The sequence below is a fragment of the Blautia sp. HA8986 genome, assembly GCF_056504635.1.
The window spans coordinates 169,206-186,064 of record NZ_JBWLUQ010000003.1 but is presented as its reverse complement, the minus strand read 5'-3'; the positions used below and the strand labels follow the sequence as shown (position 1 = coordinate 186,064).

Genomic DNA, 16,859 nt, shown 5'->3' with positions numbered 1-16,859 from the left:
AGATATTTTCCTCCTACTTCAGATCAAATGCGTGGAAATCAAAGGAGCCTTTTCCCTCATAGCAGAAAAACAGTGCTTCTTTTTTTCCGAGGCCCGCAAGCTTTGCGGAAAAGTTTTTCCGTTCTCTCCCTGCCTTTACCTGAATGGAAGCTACCGGTTTTCCGTTCTCTTCGGTTCTTATATAAACGGTTCCTCTGGCATTTCCGCAGATATTGATACGAATCTCTTTCGTCTCTGACAGGTCAAAATATTTGTACCCTGCCACAGCCCCATCGCACATATGCGCTACATACTGGTCCTCGCCGGATTCCCTGTCTCCGCCCTTCTGGGTAAGATAAGGATGGCCCATTTTCGGATGCTTCAGCATGCTTAAAAAACGCGTGCCTTTCTTTCCGTAAACATTGCAGGCAATATAGGAAGGATAATGCCCAGTCCCATTTAGCGGACTGTTATTCAATCCACAGGAAGTCATCTCCGCCTGGAAGAATTTTCCGTTCTCAAAACGGATTTCTTCTGCGCAGGCCTGCCTGGATGACTGCTTACGATTGCTGTGTCTGTGATAGAAAATATAATATTTCCCATTGATCTCGATCAGGCTTCCATGTGTGTTACCTGTGGAATTTTTCGCATGCTTCACATCATCGACTCCCGGAAGACCGATATCGCCGTTGCTGACCAGGATCCCGCCGTACTGAAAACCGCCGGTAGGATGGTCACTGAACGCATAGCACAGTTCATGGCTGTTCAGGGAACTGTAGATAAAATAATAGGTGCCGTTAAATTTTCGCATGGAACTTGCTTCCAGGAAGGCATGCCCCTCATAAGCAGTTCCTTTGGATTCTTTTTCCCCGGCAACGCCGATATAACCCGGGCCTTTTTTTACCGTGAGCATGTCTGACGGATCCAGTTCAAAGCACATAGGACCATGCTCGGTAGGCTTGGAGCCATCGAGAAGGATCGGATTTCCCTGAAGCGCAAAACCGGTATACAGATAAAGTTTTCCGCCATCATCCATAAAGATCGCCGGATCAAACTGGAACGGCTCTCCTTTTTTTCCGATCGGGGTATTGTCCTCATAGTGGACATATCCGTAGAACTCATACTTGCCTGCAGGCTTGTCGCAGACAGCAACAGAGATCATCTTCGTACCGCCCATAAAATAATAAAGGTAAAAACGACCATCAGGCCCCTGCACCATATCCGGTGCAGCGAGGCCGTTAGTCAGTCGGATCCGCGGTGCCGCAGGATCCTGTTCTCTCTTGTAGATACATCCTTCGTATCTCCAGTTGCCCAGGTCGTCTACCGGTGCTGACCAGCAGACGTAATCTCCTAGGCAGAAGTTCAGTCCGTTAAACAGGTCATGGGAACCGTAAATATAAACTCTTCCATCTACGACATGCGGTTCCGCATCCGGTACATATTCGTAGCTTGGCAGATACGGGTTGAATGCCTGTTTTGTTTTCATCTAAATTCCTCCATTTAAGTGATGTTTCTTTATGCTTCGATCTTTCTTCTGTTAAGGAAACCGGAGATTATGGCGATCACAAGCGCCAGCACATAGGCTACTACGGCTACCTCAAAAGTAATTGTCAGTTTTGCAAGTCCGACACTGACACTCTGGATATAAGCTGCTGCGTTTTTTGCAAAAACGGCAGTTGCAACAGCTTCCAGAATGGAATACACGATCGTCATGTTATCCCACATCGGACGATAGCCTTTCGCCAGTGTCAGGATCATTTCCATGAGTCCTGCCACGATGGCGATCAGGGTAAATACCACGATCAAAGCTTCCAGATTATTTTTTTCCAGTCCATACATGATGTATCCGATCAGCGCAACCACAAGGACGATCACAGAAAGTCCTGATACATAGATCCCGGCTGCTGCTTTTCCAAAAAATTCCTTGATATTCATCAGTTCTTCCTCCTACTGCTCTTTCTTGATCTTACGCGCCTTGCGGATGTAAAGTACCAGACACAGAAGTGTCAGTGCACCGAAGAGTACATCCACACCGATCAGGCCTTTCTGCCATACGGTAAGTACATAATCTACATTTGTGCTGTCTGTCACACCATTCATAAGGTTGCTGTTTACATAAGCGTATAATGTATAGTGAAGAGATTCTTTGATACGCTTCTGAAGTGCCAGATCATTCTTTACTGTTTTTGCATTCAGATCACTGTAGGAATCAAGGCTTGTATTCAGAAGAAGGTCTGTTCCTGCAAGAAGTCCTTCTTCCCATCTCTGATAATCCTCAGAGGAAAGCATATCTGTGTTTTCCCAGCCTTTGAAGCCCCACTCATTTCTTACGACTTCTGTGCTTAAGCCTTCGCTCATTCCGACCCATGTGCAGCCAATGCGGTTATAGGCATTCATAAGACCTTTCGCCTGGCCTTTTACAAAGCTGATCTGGAATCCACGGAGCTCATTTTCACGAAGTGTCTGCTCATTTCCGAATGTAGCAAGGCCGCTTCTGTTTACTTCCTGATTGTTAAATGCAAAGTGTTTTGGAGCGAGGATACAGCCTTTGTCCTGTGCTTTGAGGATCTCTGCCGCTCCCAGCTCTCCGGTAAGGACACTGTCCTCAGAGAAGTATTCCTGATTTCTTCCGCAGTATGGTGTGCGGTGAAGGTTCAGGCCAGGTGCATATATGGTTGTAATGTTGGTCCACAGAGAATCCTCTGCAAAAATATCTCCCTGGTCTGCTGCCAGCTCTTTGTTAAAAGTAGCTGCCAGTGTCGGCTCTGTCGGGAATGTTCCACACTCATAGGAAGCATTCTCATCCTTGGAAGAAACATAAGTAGGGTCATCAGACTCACTGCTCTTCCAATATGTAGAAAGTACTTTTCCGCCAAAGGCATCAATAATTCCGTTTGGTCCGTCTGCGTCCAGTCCTCCGATCAGGTCAATGGAGGCGATCGGCTCAATACCAGATCCGCCAAGCTGAATAAAGTTTGTTGCCTCATCCAGTGTGATCTGGCTCAGCAGCTGATCCCATTTTTCATCATCATAATCAAGGCCTTTCAGGTCAATGATATGAAGATCTCCATCCTGTCCCCATTTCACCTCAGATGTATCATCATCTTTGGAAATGGTGTAGGAATTACCTTTGATCAGTTTCTGCATTTCCTCCGTTGCCTCAATGCTGTCATAAGTCTGCGGCCAGGTTCCCTCCCAGTCGTTTCTGGAAAGATAGGTAACGGTGCCTTCCTGATAATTATTGAGATCTGCGTCCTCAAACTGGTTTGTGATCGCATTTCCTGTTACAGAAGACATTGCGTAAGTTGTGGTATCAAGACTGTCCTCTTTATAGGACACTGCCAGATCTTTATTTCCGTCTGCGTCCATGCCGTCTGCCGTTGTATAACCTTTTGCTGCAAGGATATTGTTCAGTGCCTCATGTGCGCCGTTTCCAACTGCAAAATAGTAATCGCCGGCGTCCATAATATAGGTCTTTGCTGTTTTGTAGTCATAGCTTGCGAAATATTCTTTCGGTGCGCTGACTTCTACTGTTTCGGATTCTCCCGGTTTCAGCTCTTTTGTTTTCTCAAAACCGATCAGCTGGACAGAAGCTTTTTCCACATTGTTTTCTTTATCATAATCCGTGTACGGAGTCTGTGCATAAAGCTGTACCACATCTTTTCCTGCCACATCGCCTGTGTTGGTGACTTCAACAGAAAGTGTCACGGAATCTCCGGAATAATCAAAGTTTTTGATATTCTGCTCAAAACTTGTATAGGAAAGACCATAACCAAATCCGTAGGAAACCTCCTGGTCATAATTCCAGGAACCGTTATCACCGGATGCGCCTGCTTCGGAATCCGCATTGCCCTGTTTCAGTACGGTATCCTCATATCTTGTCTCATAATATTTATATCCTGTGTAAATGCCTTCGCTCTCTACCACATAGTTGGAACCACTGTAGTTAGAAGCACCGAAATTTTTCTCTGTTGCGTTTGTGAAAGTATAGCTTCCGAAATTGGCCATAGCCGGGGAAGATACGGAGCTTACTGCATAAGTATCCGGCAGATGTCCGGAAGGACTTACTTCACCGGTAAGAACAGAGGCAACACCCTTAAGTCCTACCGTTCCCGGCTCACCGATCCAGAGAATACTGTCGATGTCTTTATCCTCTTTCAGTTCCTCGATCTCCATCGGGTTATCAGAGTTGATCAGAACGATAACTTTGTCGAAGTTCTTCTTTGCTTCGTTGATCATGTCACGCTCTACATCCTGCAGTCCCAGTGCCAGATGTGTTCCGTCGCCATCCTTTACATTGTCTGTACTGGTTCCGAAATCATCTGCCTCACTGCCCTGACGTCCGATCACAACAATCGCCGCATCATTGTAATCACTGTAGCTTGCACGCTCGGTATCTGTATATTTATCAACCGGAACCTCACCGGTACGGATCGTCTGTGCTTCCATCTCCGCACCTGTAAATCCAAACCAGGTCGGTGCCAGTGACATCCGTTTATAATCCTTGCTCATGCTCTCATAAAAGCTCCACATGGTAGGATTGACTTCCATTCCCGCATCCTCAAAACATTCCTTAAAACTTAAATCCTGTTTTGCAGGAGAACTGCTTCCTACGGTTCCGCCGTAAACCGGAGCGTAACTTGTCATTCCGAAAAGTGTGACCTTTGAAGATTTCTTAAGCGGAAGTGCTTGATCGTCATTTTTCATAAGCACCGTTCCCTCTTCCTGGATCTTTGTCATCACATCGTTTCTGGCATTGATCAGATCTGTGGTGTTGTCATAATCTGATTTGTAGTAATAGGCATCATCACTGTCACTGGTCTCACCGGTAACGGAAATGTTTGTGGTTCCCAGATACTCGTTGATTTTTGATGCCCAGGCATTGGCGATGGTCGTTGTTCCAAGCGCCACGACCAGAAGCGAGGATGTAAGGCCCGTAAGACCACGCAGAGCCTTTGTGGATCGTTTGTTCTTCATCTTCTCTATTCCTCCCGAAGTTCTGTTTATCAGTTGTCCTGAGTATAGCATCGATTTTTGTTTTTTTTCATTCTGACCGCCAACGGTAATTTTTTTAACGTAATCGGAACGTGATTTTTGTGTAGTTTTTACATGTTTTATTGATATTGCACATATTTTTTGTGTAGTTTTTATGCACTTTTCACAATCGAAATTTCACAGCAATACCGTTCCTTTTCATCCTCTGCAGTCAGCTTCACCATTCCGGTTCCCGCTGCACGGACCACTGCCATAGCTTCCCCGTAATAGGTCTTTGTGGTATCCTGCGCATAATTGCCCTCTACGTAAGCACAGGCGCTGCCAAGACCTTCCAGCGTTCCGTTTTCCACGGAAACTTTCAGCGTATGTTTCTCCATGGGCTTCCAGTTTCCTTCTTTGTCTGTATATTGCAGTGGCACAAAAAGAAGCTCTCCCGGCTTTGCGCAGGTCTTCTCCGGGCGAATGGATAAGGTGGTGTCCGCTCCTGCTGTTTTCATAGTCTGGCGGCCCATCTCTCTGCCTTTTTTATCATAAGAAACTGCTGTGATCTCTCCGTCATGATAGGTGACCTGGAATTTCGCTCTGCATTTTTTCACCTTTTTCCGGCCTGCGCTTTCTCCGTTGATCCGAAGTTCCACCTCTGCTGCTCTGGCAAAAACCTCCACCTCTGTTTTTTCTCCGTCACATCCTCTCCAGGACCAGCTTTCCAGTGCTTTTGTAAGAGCCCATCCGGTAAGCTGCAGTTTTTCCTTCTGATAGACAGGCTTTACTGCCATAAAAGGCCCTTTTGCCTGTTCAAAAGCTGTTTTTGTATAGGCGGCCTCTGCTCTGGGTTTGCCCAGAAGGTCGATACGGCCGTTGTTTCCTGTCATTCTGGTATGCGGCTCTTTACCCTTGTAATCCCTGTACTCTGCGGCACCGTCTCCGGTTTCTCCCATATAATCCCAGCCTGCCCACACAAAATCTCCGATGATCCTTTTGTTCTTTTTGGCCAGTTCCCAGAAATCATAGGCATCCTTGCAAAAAGTCTCGCTTCCCAGGATCAGACGTTTCGGATATTTCCGAAGATCATGTTTGTAGCGGAAAATCCCGTAATTATATCCTGCAATGTCCATGGCTGCATAGGCATCCTTTGTTTTCCAGTCACAGGGTGGAAGGGTTGCTCCCATTTTCATAAAGGTATCTCCCGCCAGGCACGCAAGAGTATTATAAAACTCGCTACCTACCGGCTTTTTCTTTTTATCAGCATCCTTCGCCGTATTCCCAGCTGTTTTTTCTGCCTTTTCATCACTGTATACCCCCAGCCCGATGGAGCTTAAAAAATTAAAGAAAATATTGATGCCGCAGGTCACCGGCCTGGTATCATCCAGGCTGTGAAGGTATTCTGTCATACATTTTGTAAAAGCGATGCCTTTTTTCTGGGCAGTTTCCGCCACCTCGTTTCCTGTGGAATACAGGATCACCGAAGGATGATTGAAATCCTTTTCCACCATATCTTTCAGGTCCTGTTTCCACCAGTCTTTTAAGTCTGTGGCATAATCATATTTTGTCTTATGGATATACCAGACATCCACGTACTCATCCATCACCAGCATGCCCTGTCGGTCACAGGCATCCAGAAGATATTTGGAACAGGGATAATGAGAGGACCGGATCGCATTGTAGCCGTTTTCCTTCAGGATACGGACCTTTCGCTCCTCTGCTTCCGGAAACGTGCAGGCTCCCAGAAGACCGTTATCATGATGGACACAGGCACCGCGGAGAATCACTCTTTCTCCGTTTATGGTCATTCCATCTCTTTCATTCCAATGCAGGGTACGGATGCCGAAAACTTCTTCTGTCTGATCTTTTCCGAAGTCTACTTTTAACCGGTAGAGATGAGGATTCTCCGGGCTCCACAGTTCCGCATCCGGAATTTCAAGAAGAAACACGGCTTTCGGATCCTTCGTACCCGTTCTTCCTGTTTCTCTCTTTTCGGAACTCTTTTTTGCAGTAAGTACTATCTGTTCTCCGTCTAACACCTGCACTTCTACTTTTCCCGGAATCGATGTCTTCACCTCCACCTGGATCTGTGCAGGCTTTAGACTGATGGTTCGGATTCGGATGCCGTTCACCGGAATATGCTCTTTTTCTCCAAGATACAGATTTACCGGACGGTAGATCCCGGTTCCGGAATACCACCGGCTGTTTGGCTGGTCGGCATTTCTTGCGATCACACGAATGGTATTTTCCGCGCCGTAACGCAGAAAATCATTCAGTTCCACATAAACATTTATATATCCGTAAGGACGGAACGCTGCTTTTTTCCCATTGATATAGACCTCTGCATTGTGATATACCCCTTCAAATTCCAGAACAGCCTTCTTGTCCGCATCCTCTTCCGGGACAAAAAAGCTCTTTATGTATTCATAATCTCCACCGATGTACCAGCCGATATTTCCCTCTCCCCGGCTTTCCTCTGTACGTGGCTCACTTCGCATAGCATCATGGGGAAGCGTGACTTTTTTCTCCGGTTCTTCCCTTGTGATACATCTGCAGGTCCAGTTTTTATTAAAATCTATTTTTTTCATCCTTCTCGTTTCTTCCTTTTCTTTTCTGTGTGGCATACTTTTCTGTGACACAAAAAAAGCCAGGCAGCACATGTTTCAGTGTTGTCCGGCTCCGTTCCTCTCATATCCAGAACCCGGCTGCTTTTCTCTGCTTTCCACTATACCTTCTGCATACCCAAAATGCAAACACAGTTGGCGGTCAAAACCTGACCGTTTACGCAAAGCAGCAGCCCTTTTCTTTTATTTGTCAGACAAATCCTTTTTTCCGCACATTCCTGTAAACTACGATCTGATAGATCACAACACTGATCCATCCAATTCCCGTAGCAACAGCAACCGCCTCAAGTCCCATCCTGCCAATGAGCAGATAAGACAGAACCACACGAATAGAAATATGCAGTGTGCTTCCGATCACCGGAACGGAAATTTTTCCGATTCCACGGAAGAATCCCACCCCTGCGTTTCCGATGAAATTCAGAATGTAAAAGACAGATACCACATTCATATATAATACGGCATTTTTTATTACGGTTTCTGAGGGATTCCCCATGAGAAGCTGTACTGCGCCTCTTGTCAGGGCAGCCTGCAGAACAGACAGAATGATGACAAATACAATCATCAGTCCTAGTCCCTGATGAAATCCTTTCAGTGCTCTCTTTTTATCTCCTGCGCCACGGTTCTGGGCTACGAATACAGAGATGGCTGTGGAACCGCTGTCTCCGAAAGAATTGGAAAATCCCTCAATTCTGGTGGTCACCGTATATGCGGAAATAATCTCTGTTCCACCGGAGTTTACCGCTCCCTGAACCAGCATCTTTCCAATGTAGATACTGGATTGATGAAGAGCCGATACCGCCCCAAAATTGGCAGTCCTCTTCAGAAGCGGCAGATCCATCCCCATATCTTTCCGGCTGAAAAAGAAAATCGGATGTTTTTTCCTCATGCTCCACAAACACACTCCTGCTGAAAACAGCTGGGCAATCACTGTAGCCAGTGCTGTGCCGGCAGTTCCCATATGGAGTCCCAGCACAAACGCCACATCCAGTGCCAGATTCATACACATGGCGATAAAAAGCGTCCACAGCGGCGTTTCCGTATCCCCGGCAGCCCGCAGAACTGCAGAACACCAGTTATAAAGAAACGTAGCTGGAAGGCCGATAAATATGATCCGAAGATATACCACAACATACGGCTCCACATCCAACGGTGTCCGGATCAGTCCAAGCACCGGGTACAGAACCAGCAGGCTTATAATACTTAAAACAATGGTAAAGCCTCCTCCCGCACTCAGCGAAAGGAAGCTTTCTTTTCGAAGTTTTTCGTAATTTTTCTGCCCGTAGAGTTCTGCAAAAATAATGGACATTCCATTACAGCCTCCATTGAGGATAAAGATAAACAGGTTCATAATACTCCCCGCAACACCAATACCCGCAAATGCTTCTGTTCCTACATATCTTCCCACAATAAAAGAATCTATAGTGTTATAAAACTGCTGCAAAATATTTCCAATAACCAGAGGGATAGTCAGTGCTATCAGTTCCCTTCTGATGTTCCCATGCAGCAGATCCTGCGTATTTTTCATTTCAATGTCTCTTTGGCCTTCTGATCAGAAAAATTCAATTCCCATCAATGTCAGCCCCTGAGCCGGTGCTGTGGGGCCTGCCGCCCCACGGTCGCAGGCTTTCAAGATCTTATCCATACGTTCCGGCGGGTACTGTCCGTTCCCGATCTCGATCAGAGTACCAGAAATGATACGCACCATATTGTAAAGAAATCCAGTTCCTGAAATGCGGATCGTCACCATATCTCCGTCCCTCCATACATCCATGGAAGTTACTGTACGGATGGTCGTCTTCACCTGTGCACCGGAACCGCAGAAGCTTGCGAAATCATGTCGTCCGATCAGATAGGAAGTTGCCTCCTTCATCTTATCCACATCTAGCTTGTAATGATAAAAATAGGAATACAGCCGTTCTGTTGGAACCGGAAATTTCCGGTTCAGGATACGGTATTCATATGTTTTTTCGCTGTCACAGTAGCGTGGATGGAAATCCGGCTCCACCTCCTCAGAGAGCTGGATGCGGATATCTTCCGGAAGTCTCTGGTTCAGTGCGTAGGAAAATTTTTCCCCGGGGATCCTGGATTCCGTGTCAAAAACCGCCACATTTCCAAGAGCGTGAACCCCTGCATCTGTACGGCTGGCACCGATGGTCTCTATCTTTTCTCCAAGCAGCTCACTTAAGGTATCATTTAAGACACCCTGGATGGTTGTTCCGTTGGGTTGTGTCTGCCAGCCGGAATAATTGGTTCCATCGTAAGCTACTACAAGTCCTACTCGTTTCATAAAATAATATACCTCCTGATACAGGCAGCTCCTGACACTGCTTATCCATAACAGAATACTCGCAGTCTCACAGGAATCTGCCTGGCTCGGTTACAGTCCCACTACACGGAACACAACGCCAACTGCAAGATATGCCGCAAGGATCACATACGCAATGTAATCCCTTTTCTCATAATGCAGCGGTTTCATCTGGGTCCTGTGATCTCCGCCGTGATAACATCTCGCTTCCATTGCCATAGCCAGATCATTGGCACGGCGGAAAGCAGAAATAAACAGTGGTACAAGAAGCGGAACCATATTTTTCGCCTTCTGGATCAAATTTCCGTTTTCAAAATCCGCGCCTCTGGCGATCTGTGCTTTCATGATCTTATCAGTCTCCTCAAGAAGAATCGGGATAAACCGAAGAGCAATGGACATCATCATGGCGATCTCATGAACCGGCACGCGGATCCTATTCAACGGACGGAGCAGTCTCTCCAGTCCGTCTGTCAACTGATTCGGCGTGGTAGTCAATGTCATGATGGATGATCCTATCACAAGATATACAAGACGGATCGCCATTCTTCCTGCAAGAACAAGCCCCTCCCTTGTGACCTTGATAATTCCGAAACGCCACAATACTTCTCCTGGTGTCAGGATGATATTAAACACAACCGTGATCAGAAGGATCATGACAATAGCTTTCAGACCCTTGAACATGAATTTCACCGGAACCTTGGATATTGCGATCATGACTGCCAGAAATACTGTTGCCACCGCATATCCCAGAAAAGTATGGAACAGGAACACAGAAATCAGAAATCCCAGAGTTCCCAGAAATTTCGTCCGGGGATCCAGTCTGTGAAGAACGGATTTGGCCGGATAATACTGGCCAATGGTAATGTCTCTGATCATTTTTCCGCTCCTCCTTTGTTCAGTAATGGCGAATTCACCTGCCTGAGTGCAACGAGGATACTGTCTCTGGCTTCTTCCACTGTTGTGGCATCTGCATCCACGGAAAGACCATGTGCCTTCAGTGCATGCATAATATAAGTAATCTGCGGTGCGGCAAGTCCCATGGTTTCCAGTTCTTTATAATGGGAAAAAACTTTCTTCGGCTCATCGTCAAATACCGCTTCTCCATGATTCATAACAATGAGACGCTCCACATATTTGGCAATGTCCTCCATGCTGTGGGACACCAGGACAATAGTGATTCCCCTTACTTTATGAAGCTCTGCGATCTGATCCAGAATATCATCACGGCCCTTCGGATCAAGCCCTGCTGTAGGTTCGTCCAGGATCAGGATCTTCGGGTTCATGGCAAGTACACCTGCAATGGCAACTCGTTTCTTCTGGCCTCCGGAAAGCTCAAAGGGTGATTTTTTGAAATTGGATTCTTTTACTCCAACCTGTGTCAGTGCCTGCTTCGCTTCTTTCTCCGCCTCTTCTCTGGAAAGTCCCTGATTCATAGGTCCAAAGCACACATCGGAAATCACATCATTCTCAAAAAGCTGATGTTCCGGATACTGGAACACCAGTCCAACTTCGCTCCGAAGCTGTTTCCGGTCGTATTTTTCTGCCCACACATCTTCCCCGTTGTAGAGAACCTGTCCGGATGTTGGCTGTACCAGCGCATTCAGATGCTGAATCAGCGTGGATTTTCCGCTCCCAGTGTGTCCGATGATCCCGATAAACTGACCGTCCGGGATCACAAGGCTGACATCCTGCAGCGCATGGCTCTCATAGGCTGTCCCTGGGCTGTAGGTATAGGTTACATTTTTTAATTCGATTGACATAATGCGCTCACCAGCTCCTCTGTAGTCAGTATTCCATCCGGAACATCCACGCCGGATTTCTTCAGTTCATATGCAAGAAGTGTTACCTGTGGTACATCCAGTCCATACGCTTTGAGGGTATCCACCTGGGAAAAAATCTCTTTAGGATTTCCCTGCATCACAACATTTCCGCTGTCCATGACATAAACACGGTCAGCATGGATCACTTCCTCCATGTAATGCGTGATCAGAATGACTGTAACTTTTTCCTTGCGGTTCAATTCCCGCACTGCCTCCAGAACTTCTTTTCGCCCGTTGGGGTCCAGCATGGCTGTAGGCTCATCCAGAATGATGCATCTGGGACGCATGGCCATCACGCCTGCAATAGCCACTCTCTGCTTCTGGCCTCCGGAAAGCTTGTTTGGGGACTGATAACGATAAGCTGTCATGCCAACTTTTTCCAGGCTGTCATCTACACGTTTCCAGATATCGTCTGTGGGAATGCCCATGTTCTCAGGACCGAATCCTACATCCTCTTCTACTACAGTTCCTATGATCTGATTATCCGGGTTCTGAAACACCATTCCTGCTTTCTGGCGCACTTTCCAGAGTTTTGTTTCCCTGGCTGTGTCAATACCGTCTACCAGCATGGTTCCTTCTGTCGGAATCAAAAGTGCATTCATATGTTTCGCCAGTGTAGATTTTCCGGAGCCGTTATGTCCCAGTACTGCCACAAATTCCCCTGCTTCAATGTCCAGGTTTACATCATTGACTGCACGCTGCATGTCTACCACATTGCCGTCATCGTCATATCTCTGATAGTCAAATCCCAGCTTGAGCGCCTTGATAATTCCCATCTTTTTGTTCTCCTCAATCCTCTGTAGCTGCCGGTTCTGCTAATCCAGTCAACTCATCGATCAGTGCCCATATCTCGTCTCTTCCCTGCTTTGTCTCCGCAGAAAACGGAAGGATCTTTCCATCTTTCGGAAGTCCCAGTCCTGTGCGGATCTCCTTCAGGCTCTTTGCCACCTGGCTGCGTTTCAGCTTGTCAAGCTTGGTCGCGATGATCACCGGCTCATATCCGTTATGGCAGATCCAGTCATACATCTGCTTGTCATTGGCAGAGGGTTTATGGCGGATATCCACCAGAAGAAAGACTGCCCGGAGCTCCTTTGACTCGTGAAGATAGCCCTCGATCATCTTTCCCCATTTTTCCTTCTCAGCTGCGGAAACTTTAGCGTAGCCGTAGCCTGGCAGGTCCACAAGATACATTGCTTCGTTGATATTATAAAAATTAATTGTCTGTGTTTTTCCCGGCTGTGCACTGGTTCTGGCCAGAGCCTTGCGGTTCATCAGACCATTGATCAGGGAGGATTTCCCTACATTTGATTTTCCCGCAAAAGCTACCTCCGGTCTTCCTGTGTCCGGGATCTTGCTTGTGATTCCGCATACAATGTCCAGCGATACGTTTTTGATTACCATTTGTTGTTCCTCCCTTTTCTGTTAAAAGCCCTGTCCTGAAAATCAAAGCAGGGTTTTTTCTTGTTTTGTTTATGCAAGAGCTTCATCAAGAACTTCTTTCATGTTATCCACAAACTGAATGTTAAGTCCCTGTAGGATCTCTTTGTCCATCTCTTCGATATCCGGACGGTTTTTCGTCGGAACGAGGACTTCTTTTATTTTCGCATATTTGGCTGCAAGCAGCTTTTCTTTCAGTCCGCCAATCGGAAGCACACGGCCTCTTAAAGTAATCTCACCTGTCATGGCAAGGTCTGCGCGTACCGGTTTCCCGATAATAGCGGAAAACATGGCTGTTGCCATGGTAATACCTGCGGACGGGCCATCTTTTGGAACAGCACCTTCCGGGATATGTACATGGATATCTTTTTTCTGGAAAAATTCTGCATCGATTCCATACTCATCTGCAACGGAACGGATGTAACTGATACCTGCCTGTGCAGATTCCTTCATTACATCTCCAAGCTGTCCTGTAAGAAGCAGCTCACCTTTACCCGGCATAACATTGACTTCGATCTGAAGAGTATCACCACCAACCTGTGTCCATGCAAGGCCACGGGCGATTCCAATCTCATTTTTTTCATTGGCCATAAGATAATCATATCTCTCTTTTCCAAGGAATCTGGAAATATTTCTGGATGTTACAACCACCTTATCTTTGCCTTCTTCCATAAGAGCTCTCGCAGTCTTGCGGCAGATGCGGCCGATATTTCTCTCAAGAGAACGGACTCCGGCTTCTTTTGTATAGCTGTTGATCAGCTTGCCAAGTGCAGCCGGCTGGATCACCAGTTTTCCTTTCGGGATTCCGTTGATTTCCATCTGTTTCGGAATCAGATGCTCTCTTGCAATATGTTCCTTCTCATTCTCTGTGTATCCGGAGATCTCTATCAGTTCCATTCTGTCAAGAAGTGGTCTCGGGATTCCCTGAACATCATTTGCAGTGGCAATAAACAGTACCTCAGAAAGATCCTGGGGTATCTCCACATAATGATCATTGAACTTGCTGTTCTGCTCAGGATCCAGCACCTCGAGAAGGGCCGCGGAAGTATCTCCCTTGTAGTCGCTGCTTGTCTTGTCGATCTCGTCAAGGAGCATCAGCGGATTGCTGACACCTGCTTCTTTCAGCGCAACAGTGATCCTTCCCGGCATGGCACCCACATAAGTCTTTCTGTGACCACGAATCTCAGCCTCATCACGTACACCGCCAAGACAGATACGTACATATTTCTTATTCATGGCCTCTGCAACAGAACGGGCAATGGAAGTCTTACCGGTTCCCGGAGGGCCTACAAGACAGAGGATCGGACTCTTGCCCTTATGTGTCAGCTTACGCACTGCAAGGAATTCCATGATACGTTCTTTTACATCTTTCAGTCCGTAATGACCTTCCTCAAGGATTCTCCACGCATTCTCAAGATCTTCGGAATCCTCAGATTTTTTATCCCACGGAAGAGCAAGAACTGTCTCAAGATATCCCCTCTGCACTGTAGCCTCTGCCGCACTGGCTGCCATTCCCCTGAAACGGCCGATTTCCTTGGATATCTTCTCTTTTACTTCGTCGGAAGCGTTAAGTTCTTTCAGCTGTTTGCGGAATTCCTCAACATCATCAGCTGTATTATCCTCGCCAAGCTCCTCACGGATCGTCTTAAGCTGCTCACGGAGAATGTACTCCCTCTGATTCTTGTCGATATGAGATTTCACCTTGCGCTGTAGATCTTTTGTGATATGAATCACTTCAATCTCACTGCCAAGAAGTGCACCCAGGATCTCATAGCGGTCATTGAGAGATACAGCCTCAAGAAGCTTCTGTTTATTCTGATAGGACATCGGAAGATTCACTGCGATCTGATCGATGGTCTCCTGCACATCCTCAATGGTCATGATCTGATTTACCAGATCTCTGCTTATTTTGCCGCTCTCTCTGCAGTATTTCTGGAAAAGCTCCCGGATACTGCGGAGCATAGCATCTTTTACAGGTTCCGGATAATTTTCCTCCTGGGCTGTGACAACCTCGCATTCTGCTTTCAGGTATGGTTCTTCCTGTTCCAGGCTTAAAACCTCTGCCCGTTCCTGTCCTTCTACCAGAACACGGTAGAGATCCTGCGGAAGCTTCACCACCTGCTTAATATAGGCAATGGTTCCTACCTGATACAAATCATCAAGCCCTGGTGTCTCAACCTCCGGGTCTTTCTGTGTCAGAAGAAAAACCTTCTGGTCATGGAGCATTGCTGCTTCCACTGCACGGATTGATCTCTCTCTGCTCACATCAAAGTGTACGATCATCTCCGGCAGAACCGTAGTTCCGCGCAGAGCAATCATTGGCATTATATCGACCTGATTTGTCATTTATGTCATTCCCTTCATCAAGCTGTTACCGGCTTGCCTTTCTTTCTTGAACGGGATGTTTTGTGTCCTGCCTTCTTCGCAGGAGCCGGGGCCTCCCCGTGGATGATCTCCGCTTCTCCGGTTCCCTCCACTGCCTCTTTTGTGATGATACATTTACGGATTGTATCATCCGATGGTGTCCTGTACATCAAATCCATCAGAGTATGCTCCATAATGGAACGAAGTCCTCTGGCACCTGTTTTTCTCTCAAGAGATTTTCGCGCAACGCTCTCAAGTGCCTCGTCCTGGAACTCAAGCTCCACGCCATCCAGCTCAAAAAGCTTGTCATACTGCTTGGTAAGGGAGTTCTTAGGCTCTTTCAAAATACGGATCAGCGCATCCTCATCAAGGGAATCCAATGTCACAACAACCGGAACTCGCCCGATAAACTCAGGAATCAGACCGAATTTAATAAAGTCTTCCGGCATAACTTCCTTCAGAATTTCACCTACATTGCGCTCTTCCTTCTCGGAAACCTCTGCACCGAAACCGATAGATTTGGTATCCTGCCTGGACTCGATGATCTTCTCCAGTCCGTCAAAAGCTCCTCCGCAGATGAACAGAATGTTCGTTGTATCGATCTGGATAAACTCCTGATGCGGATGTTTTCTTCCTCCCTGCGGCGGTACGCTTGCAACAGTTCCCTCAAGAATCTTCAGGAGTGCCTGCTGTACGCCCTCACCGGACACATCTCTTGTGATAGATGTGTTCTCGGATTTTCTTGTGATCTTGTCGATTTCATCGATGTAGATGATTCCGTACTGTGCACGTTCAATGTCGTAATCTGCTGCCTGGATGATCTTCAGAAGAATATTCTCAACGTCCTCACCAACATAGCCTGCCTCTGTGAGAGTGGTGGCATCTGCGATGGCAAAAGGAACATTCAGAAGTCTTGCCAGTGTCTGTGCAAGAAGTGTCTTACCGGAACCTGTCGGGCCAAGCATCAGGATATTACTCTTCTGAAGCTCAACATCCAGGTTTCTGGAAGCAAGAATTCTCTTGTAATGATTGTAAACAGCTACAGAAAGTGCTTTTTTGGCATCGTCCTGTCCAATAACATATTCATCCAGAATGCTGTGGATCTCTTCCGGTTTCAGAAGATTGATTCCTGTTCCATAATCATCTTCTCGATCATACATGCTGAACTCTTCTTCCATGATCTCGGAACAGATACCGATACATTCATCACAAATATATGCTCCATCCGGACCTGCGATCAGCTTACGTACCTGATCTTCGGTCTTATGGCAAAAGGAGCATCTTACCTTTCCTTCTCTTACTTTATCTGCCATATGATTTTGTTTCCTTTCTAAGCGTAAATGTCCGTCTCTC

12 protein-coding genes are annotated in these 16,859 nt (G+C 46.7%); all 12 read right to left on the bottom strand.

The features are described 5' to 3' along the window. Positions 1 to 13: 13 nt before the first annotated feature. The 12 genes from AC04Q4_RS15590 to clpX all read right to left on the bottom strand — a co-directional run bounded on the left by AC04Q4_RS15590 (position 14) and on the right by clpX (position 16,819). Positions 14 to 1,465, bottom strand: coding sequence for a family 43 glycosylhydrolase (locus AC04Q4_RS15590; protein WP_178775611.1), 1,452 nt, complete (start codon positions 1,463 to 1,465; stop codon positions 14 to 16). A 29-nt stretch (positions 1,466 to 1,494) separates the two neighbouring features. After that, positions 1,495 to 1,914, bottom strand: coding sequence for a hypothetical protein (locus AC04Q4_RS15585; protein ID WP_178775613.1), 420 nt, complete (start codon positions 1,912 to 1,914; stop codon positions 1,495 to 1,497). Between the two features lie 12 nt (positions 1,915 to 1,926). Further along, positions 1,927 to 4,956, bottom strand: a complete 3,030-nt coding sequence (locus AC04Q4_RS15580) for a glycoside hydrolase family 3 C-terminal domain-containing protein (RefSeq protein WP_178775615.1) — start codon at positions 4,954 to 4,956, stop codon at positions 1,927 to 1,929. A 170-nt stretch (positions 4,957 to 5,126) separates the two neighbouring features. After that, the gene (locus AC04Q4_RS15575) at positions 5,127 to 7,544 is read right to left on the bottom strand and encodes a glycoside hydrolase family 2 TIM barrel-domain containing protein (RefSeq protein WP_476389269.1); all 2,418 of its coding nucleotides are present in this window, start codon (positions 7,542 to 7,544) and stop codon (positions 5,127 to 5,129) included. Positions 7,545 to 7,770: 226 nt separating this feature from the next. After that, the gene (locus AC04Q4_RS15570; RefSeq protein ID WP_195456268.1) at positions 7,771 to 9,105 is read right to left on the bottom strand and encodes an MATE family efflux transporter; all 1,335 of its coding nucleotides are present in this window, start codon (positions 9,103 to 9,105) and stop codon (positions 7,771 to 7,773) included. A gap of 24 nt (positions 9,106 to 9,129) precedes the next feature. Then, positions 9,130 to 9,867 carry a tRNA pseudouridine(38-40) synthase TruA gene (gene truA / locus AC04Q4_RS15565; RefSeq protein WP_173738306.1) on the bottom strand — a complete coding sequence of 246 codons (738 nt, stop codon included), beginning with the start codon at positions 9,865 to 9,867 and terminating at the stop codon, positions 9,130 to 9,132. Positions 9,868 to 9,957: 90 nt separating this feature from the next. Further along, a complete protein-coding gene (locus AC04Q4_RS15560; RefSeq protein ID WP_195456266.1) occupies positions 9,958 to 10,761 on the bottom strand; it encodes an energy-coupling factor transporter transmembrane component T family protein in 804 nt (267 codons plus the stop codon). Next, a complete protein-coding gene (locus tag AC04Q4_RS15555; RefSeq protein ID WP_476389268.1) occupies positions 10,758 to 11,645 on the bottom strand; it encodes an energy-coupling factor transporter ATPase in 888 nt (295 codons plus the stop codon). Before AC04Q4_RS15555 ends, AC04Q4_RS15560 begins: the two co-directional genes overlap by 4 nt. After that, positions 11,630 to 12,481, bottom strand: a complete 852-nt coding sequence (locus tag AC04Q4_RS15550; protein ID WP_173738309.1) for an energy-coupling factor transporter ATPase — start codon at positions 12,479 to 12,481, stop codon at positions 11,630 to 11,632. Before AC04Q4_RS15550 ends, AC04Q4_RS15555 begins: the two co-directional genes overlap by 16 nt. A 13-nt stretch (positions 12,482 to 12,494) precedes the next feature. Next, complete coding sequence (yihA, locus tag AC04Q4_RS15545) at positions 12,495 to 13,106, bottom strand: ribosome biogenesis GTP-binding protein YihA/YsxC (RefSeq protein WP_119238703.1); 612 nt, start codon at positions 13,104 to 13,106, stop codon at positions 12,495 to 12,497. Positions 13,107 to 13,175: 69 nt separating this feature from the next. Then, positions 13,176 to 15,488: an endopeptidase La gene (lon, locus tag AC04Q4_RS15540; protein WP_476389267.1), complete on the bottom strand. Its 2,313-nt coding sequence runs from the start codon at positions 15,486 to 15,488 to the stop codon at positions 13,176 to 13,178. A gap of 17 nt (positions 15,489 to 15,505) precedes the next feature. After that, positions 15,506 to 16,819 (bottom strand): ATP-dependent Clp protease ATP-binding subunit ClpX, encoded by a 1,314-nt coding sequence (clpX, locus tag AC04Q4_RS15535; RefSeq protein ID WP_173738311.1) that lies wholly within the window; start codon positions 16,817 to 16,819, stop codon positions 15,506 to 15,508. Between the last annotated feature and the right edge of the window lie 40 nt (positions 16,820 to 16,859).

What these genes read in the sequence shown, in the direction of transcription:
- AC04Q4_RS15590 (WP_178775611.1), bottom strand. Translation starts at nt 1,465, where the DNA reads ATGAAAACAAAACAGGCATTCAACCCGTATCTGCCAAGCTACGAATAT.
- AC04Q4_RS15585 (WP_178775613.1), bottom strand. Translation starts at nt 1,914, where the DNA reads ATGAATATCAAGGAATTTTTTGGAAAAGCAGCAGCCGGGATCTATGTA.
- AC04Q4_RS15580 (WP_178775615.1), bottom strand. Translation starts at nt 4,956, where the DNA reads ATGAAGAACAAACGATCCACAAAGGCTCTGCGTGGTCTTACGGGCCTT.
- AC04Q4_RS15575 (WP_476389269.1), bottom strand. Translation starts at nt 7,544, where the DNA reads ATGAAAAAAATAGATTTTAATAAAAACTGGACCTGCAGATGTATCACA.
- AC04Q4_RS15570 (WP_195456268.1), bottom strand. Translation starts at nt 9,105, where the DNA reads ATGAAAAATACGCAGGATCTGCTGCATGGGAACATCAGAAGGGAACTG.
- truA (WP_173738306.1), bottom strand. Translation starts at nt 9,867, where the DNA reads ATGAAACGAGTAGGACTTGTAGTAGCTTACGATGGAACCAATTATTCC.
- AC04Q4_RS15560 (WP_195456266.1), bottom strand. Translation starts at nt 10,761, where the DNA reads ATGATCAGAGACATTACCATTGGCCAGTATTATCCGGCCAAATCCGTT.
- AC04Q4_RS15555 (WP_476389268.1), bottom strand. Translation starts at nt 11,645, where the DNA reads ATGTCAATCGAATTAAAAAATGTAACCTATACCTACAGCCCAGGGACA.
- AC04Q4_RS15550 (WP_173738309.1), bottom strand. Translation starts at nt 12,481, where the DNA reads ATGGGAATTATCAAGGCGCTCAAGCTGGGATTTGACTATCAGAGATAT.
- yihA (WP_119238703.1), bottom strand. Translation starts at nt 13,106, where the DNA reads ATGGTAATCAAAAACGTATCGCTGGACATTGTATGCGGAATCACAAGC.
- lon (WP_476389267.1), bottom strand. Translation starts at nt 15,488, where the DNA reads ATGACAAATCAGGTCGATATAATGCCAATGATTGCTCTGCGCGGAACT.
- clpX (WP_173738311.1), bottom strand. Translation starts at nt 16,819, where the DNA reads ATGGCAGATAAAGTAAGAGAAGGAAAGGTAAGATGCTCCTTTTGCCAT.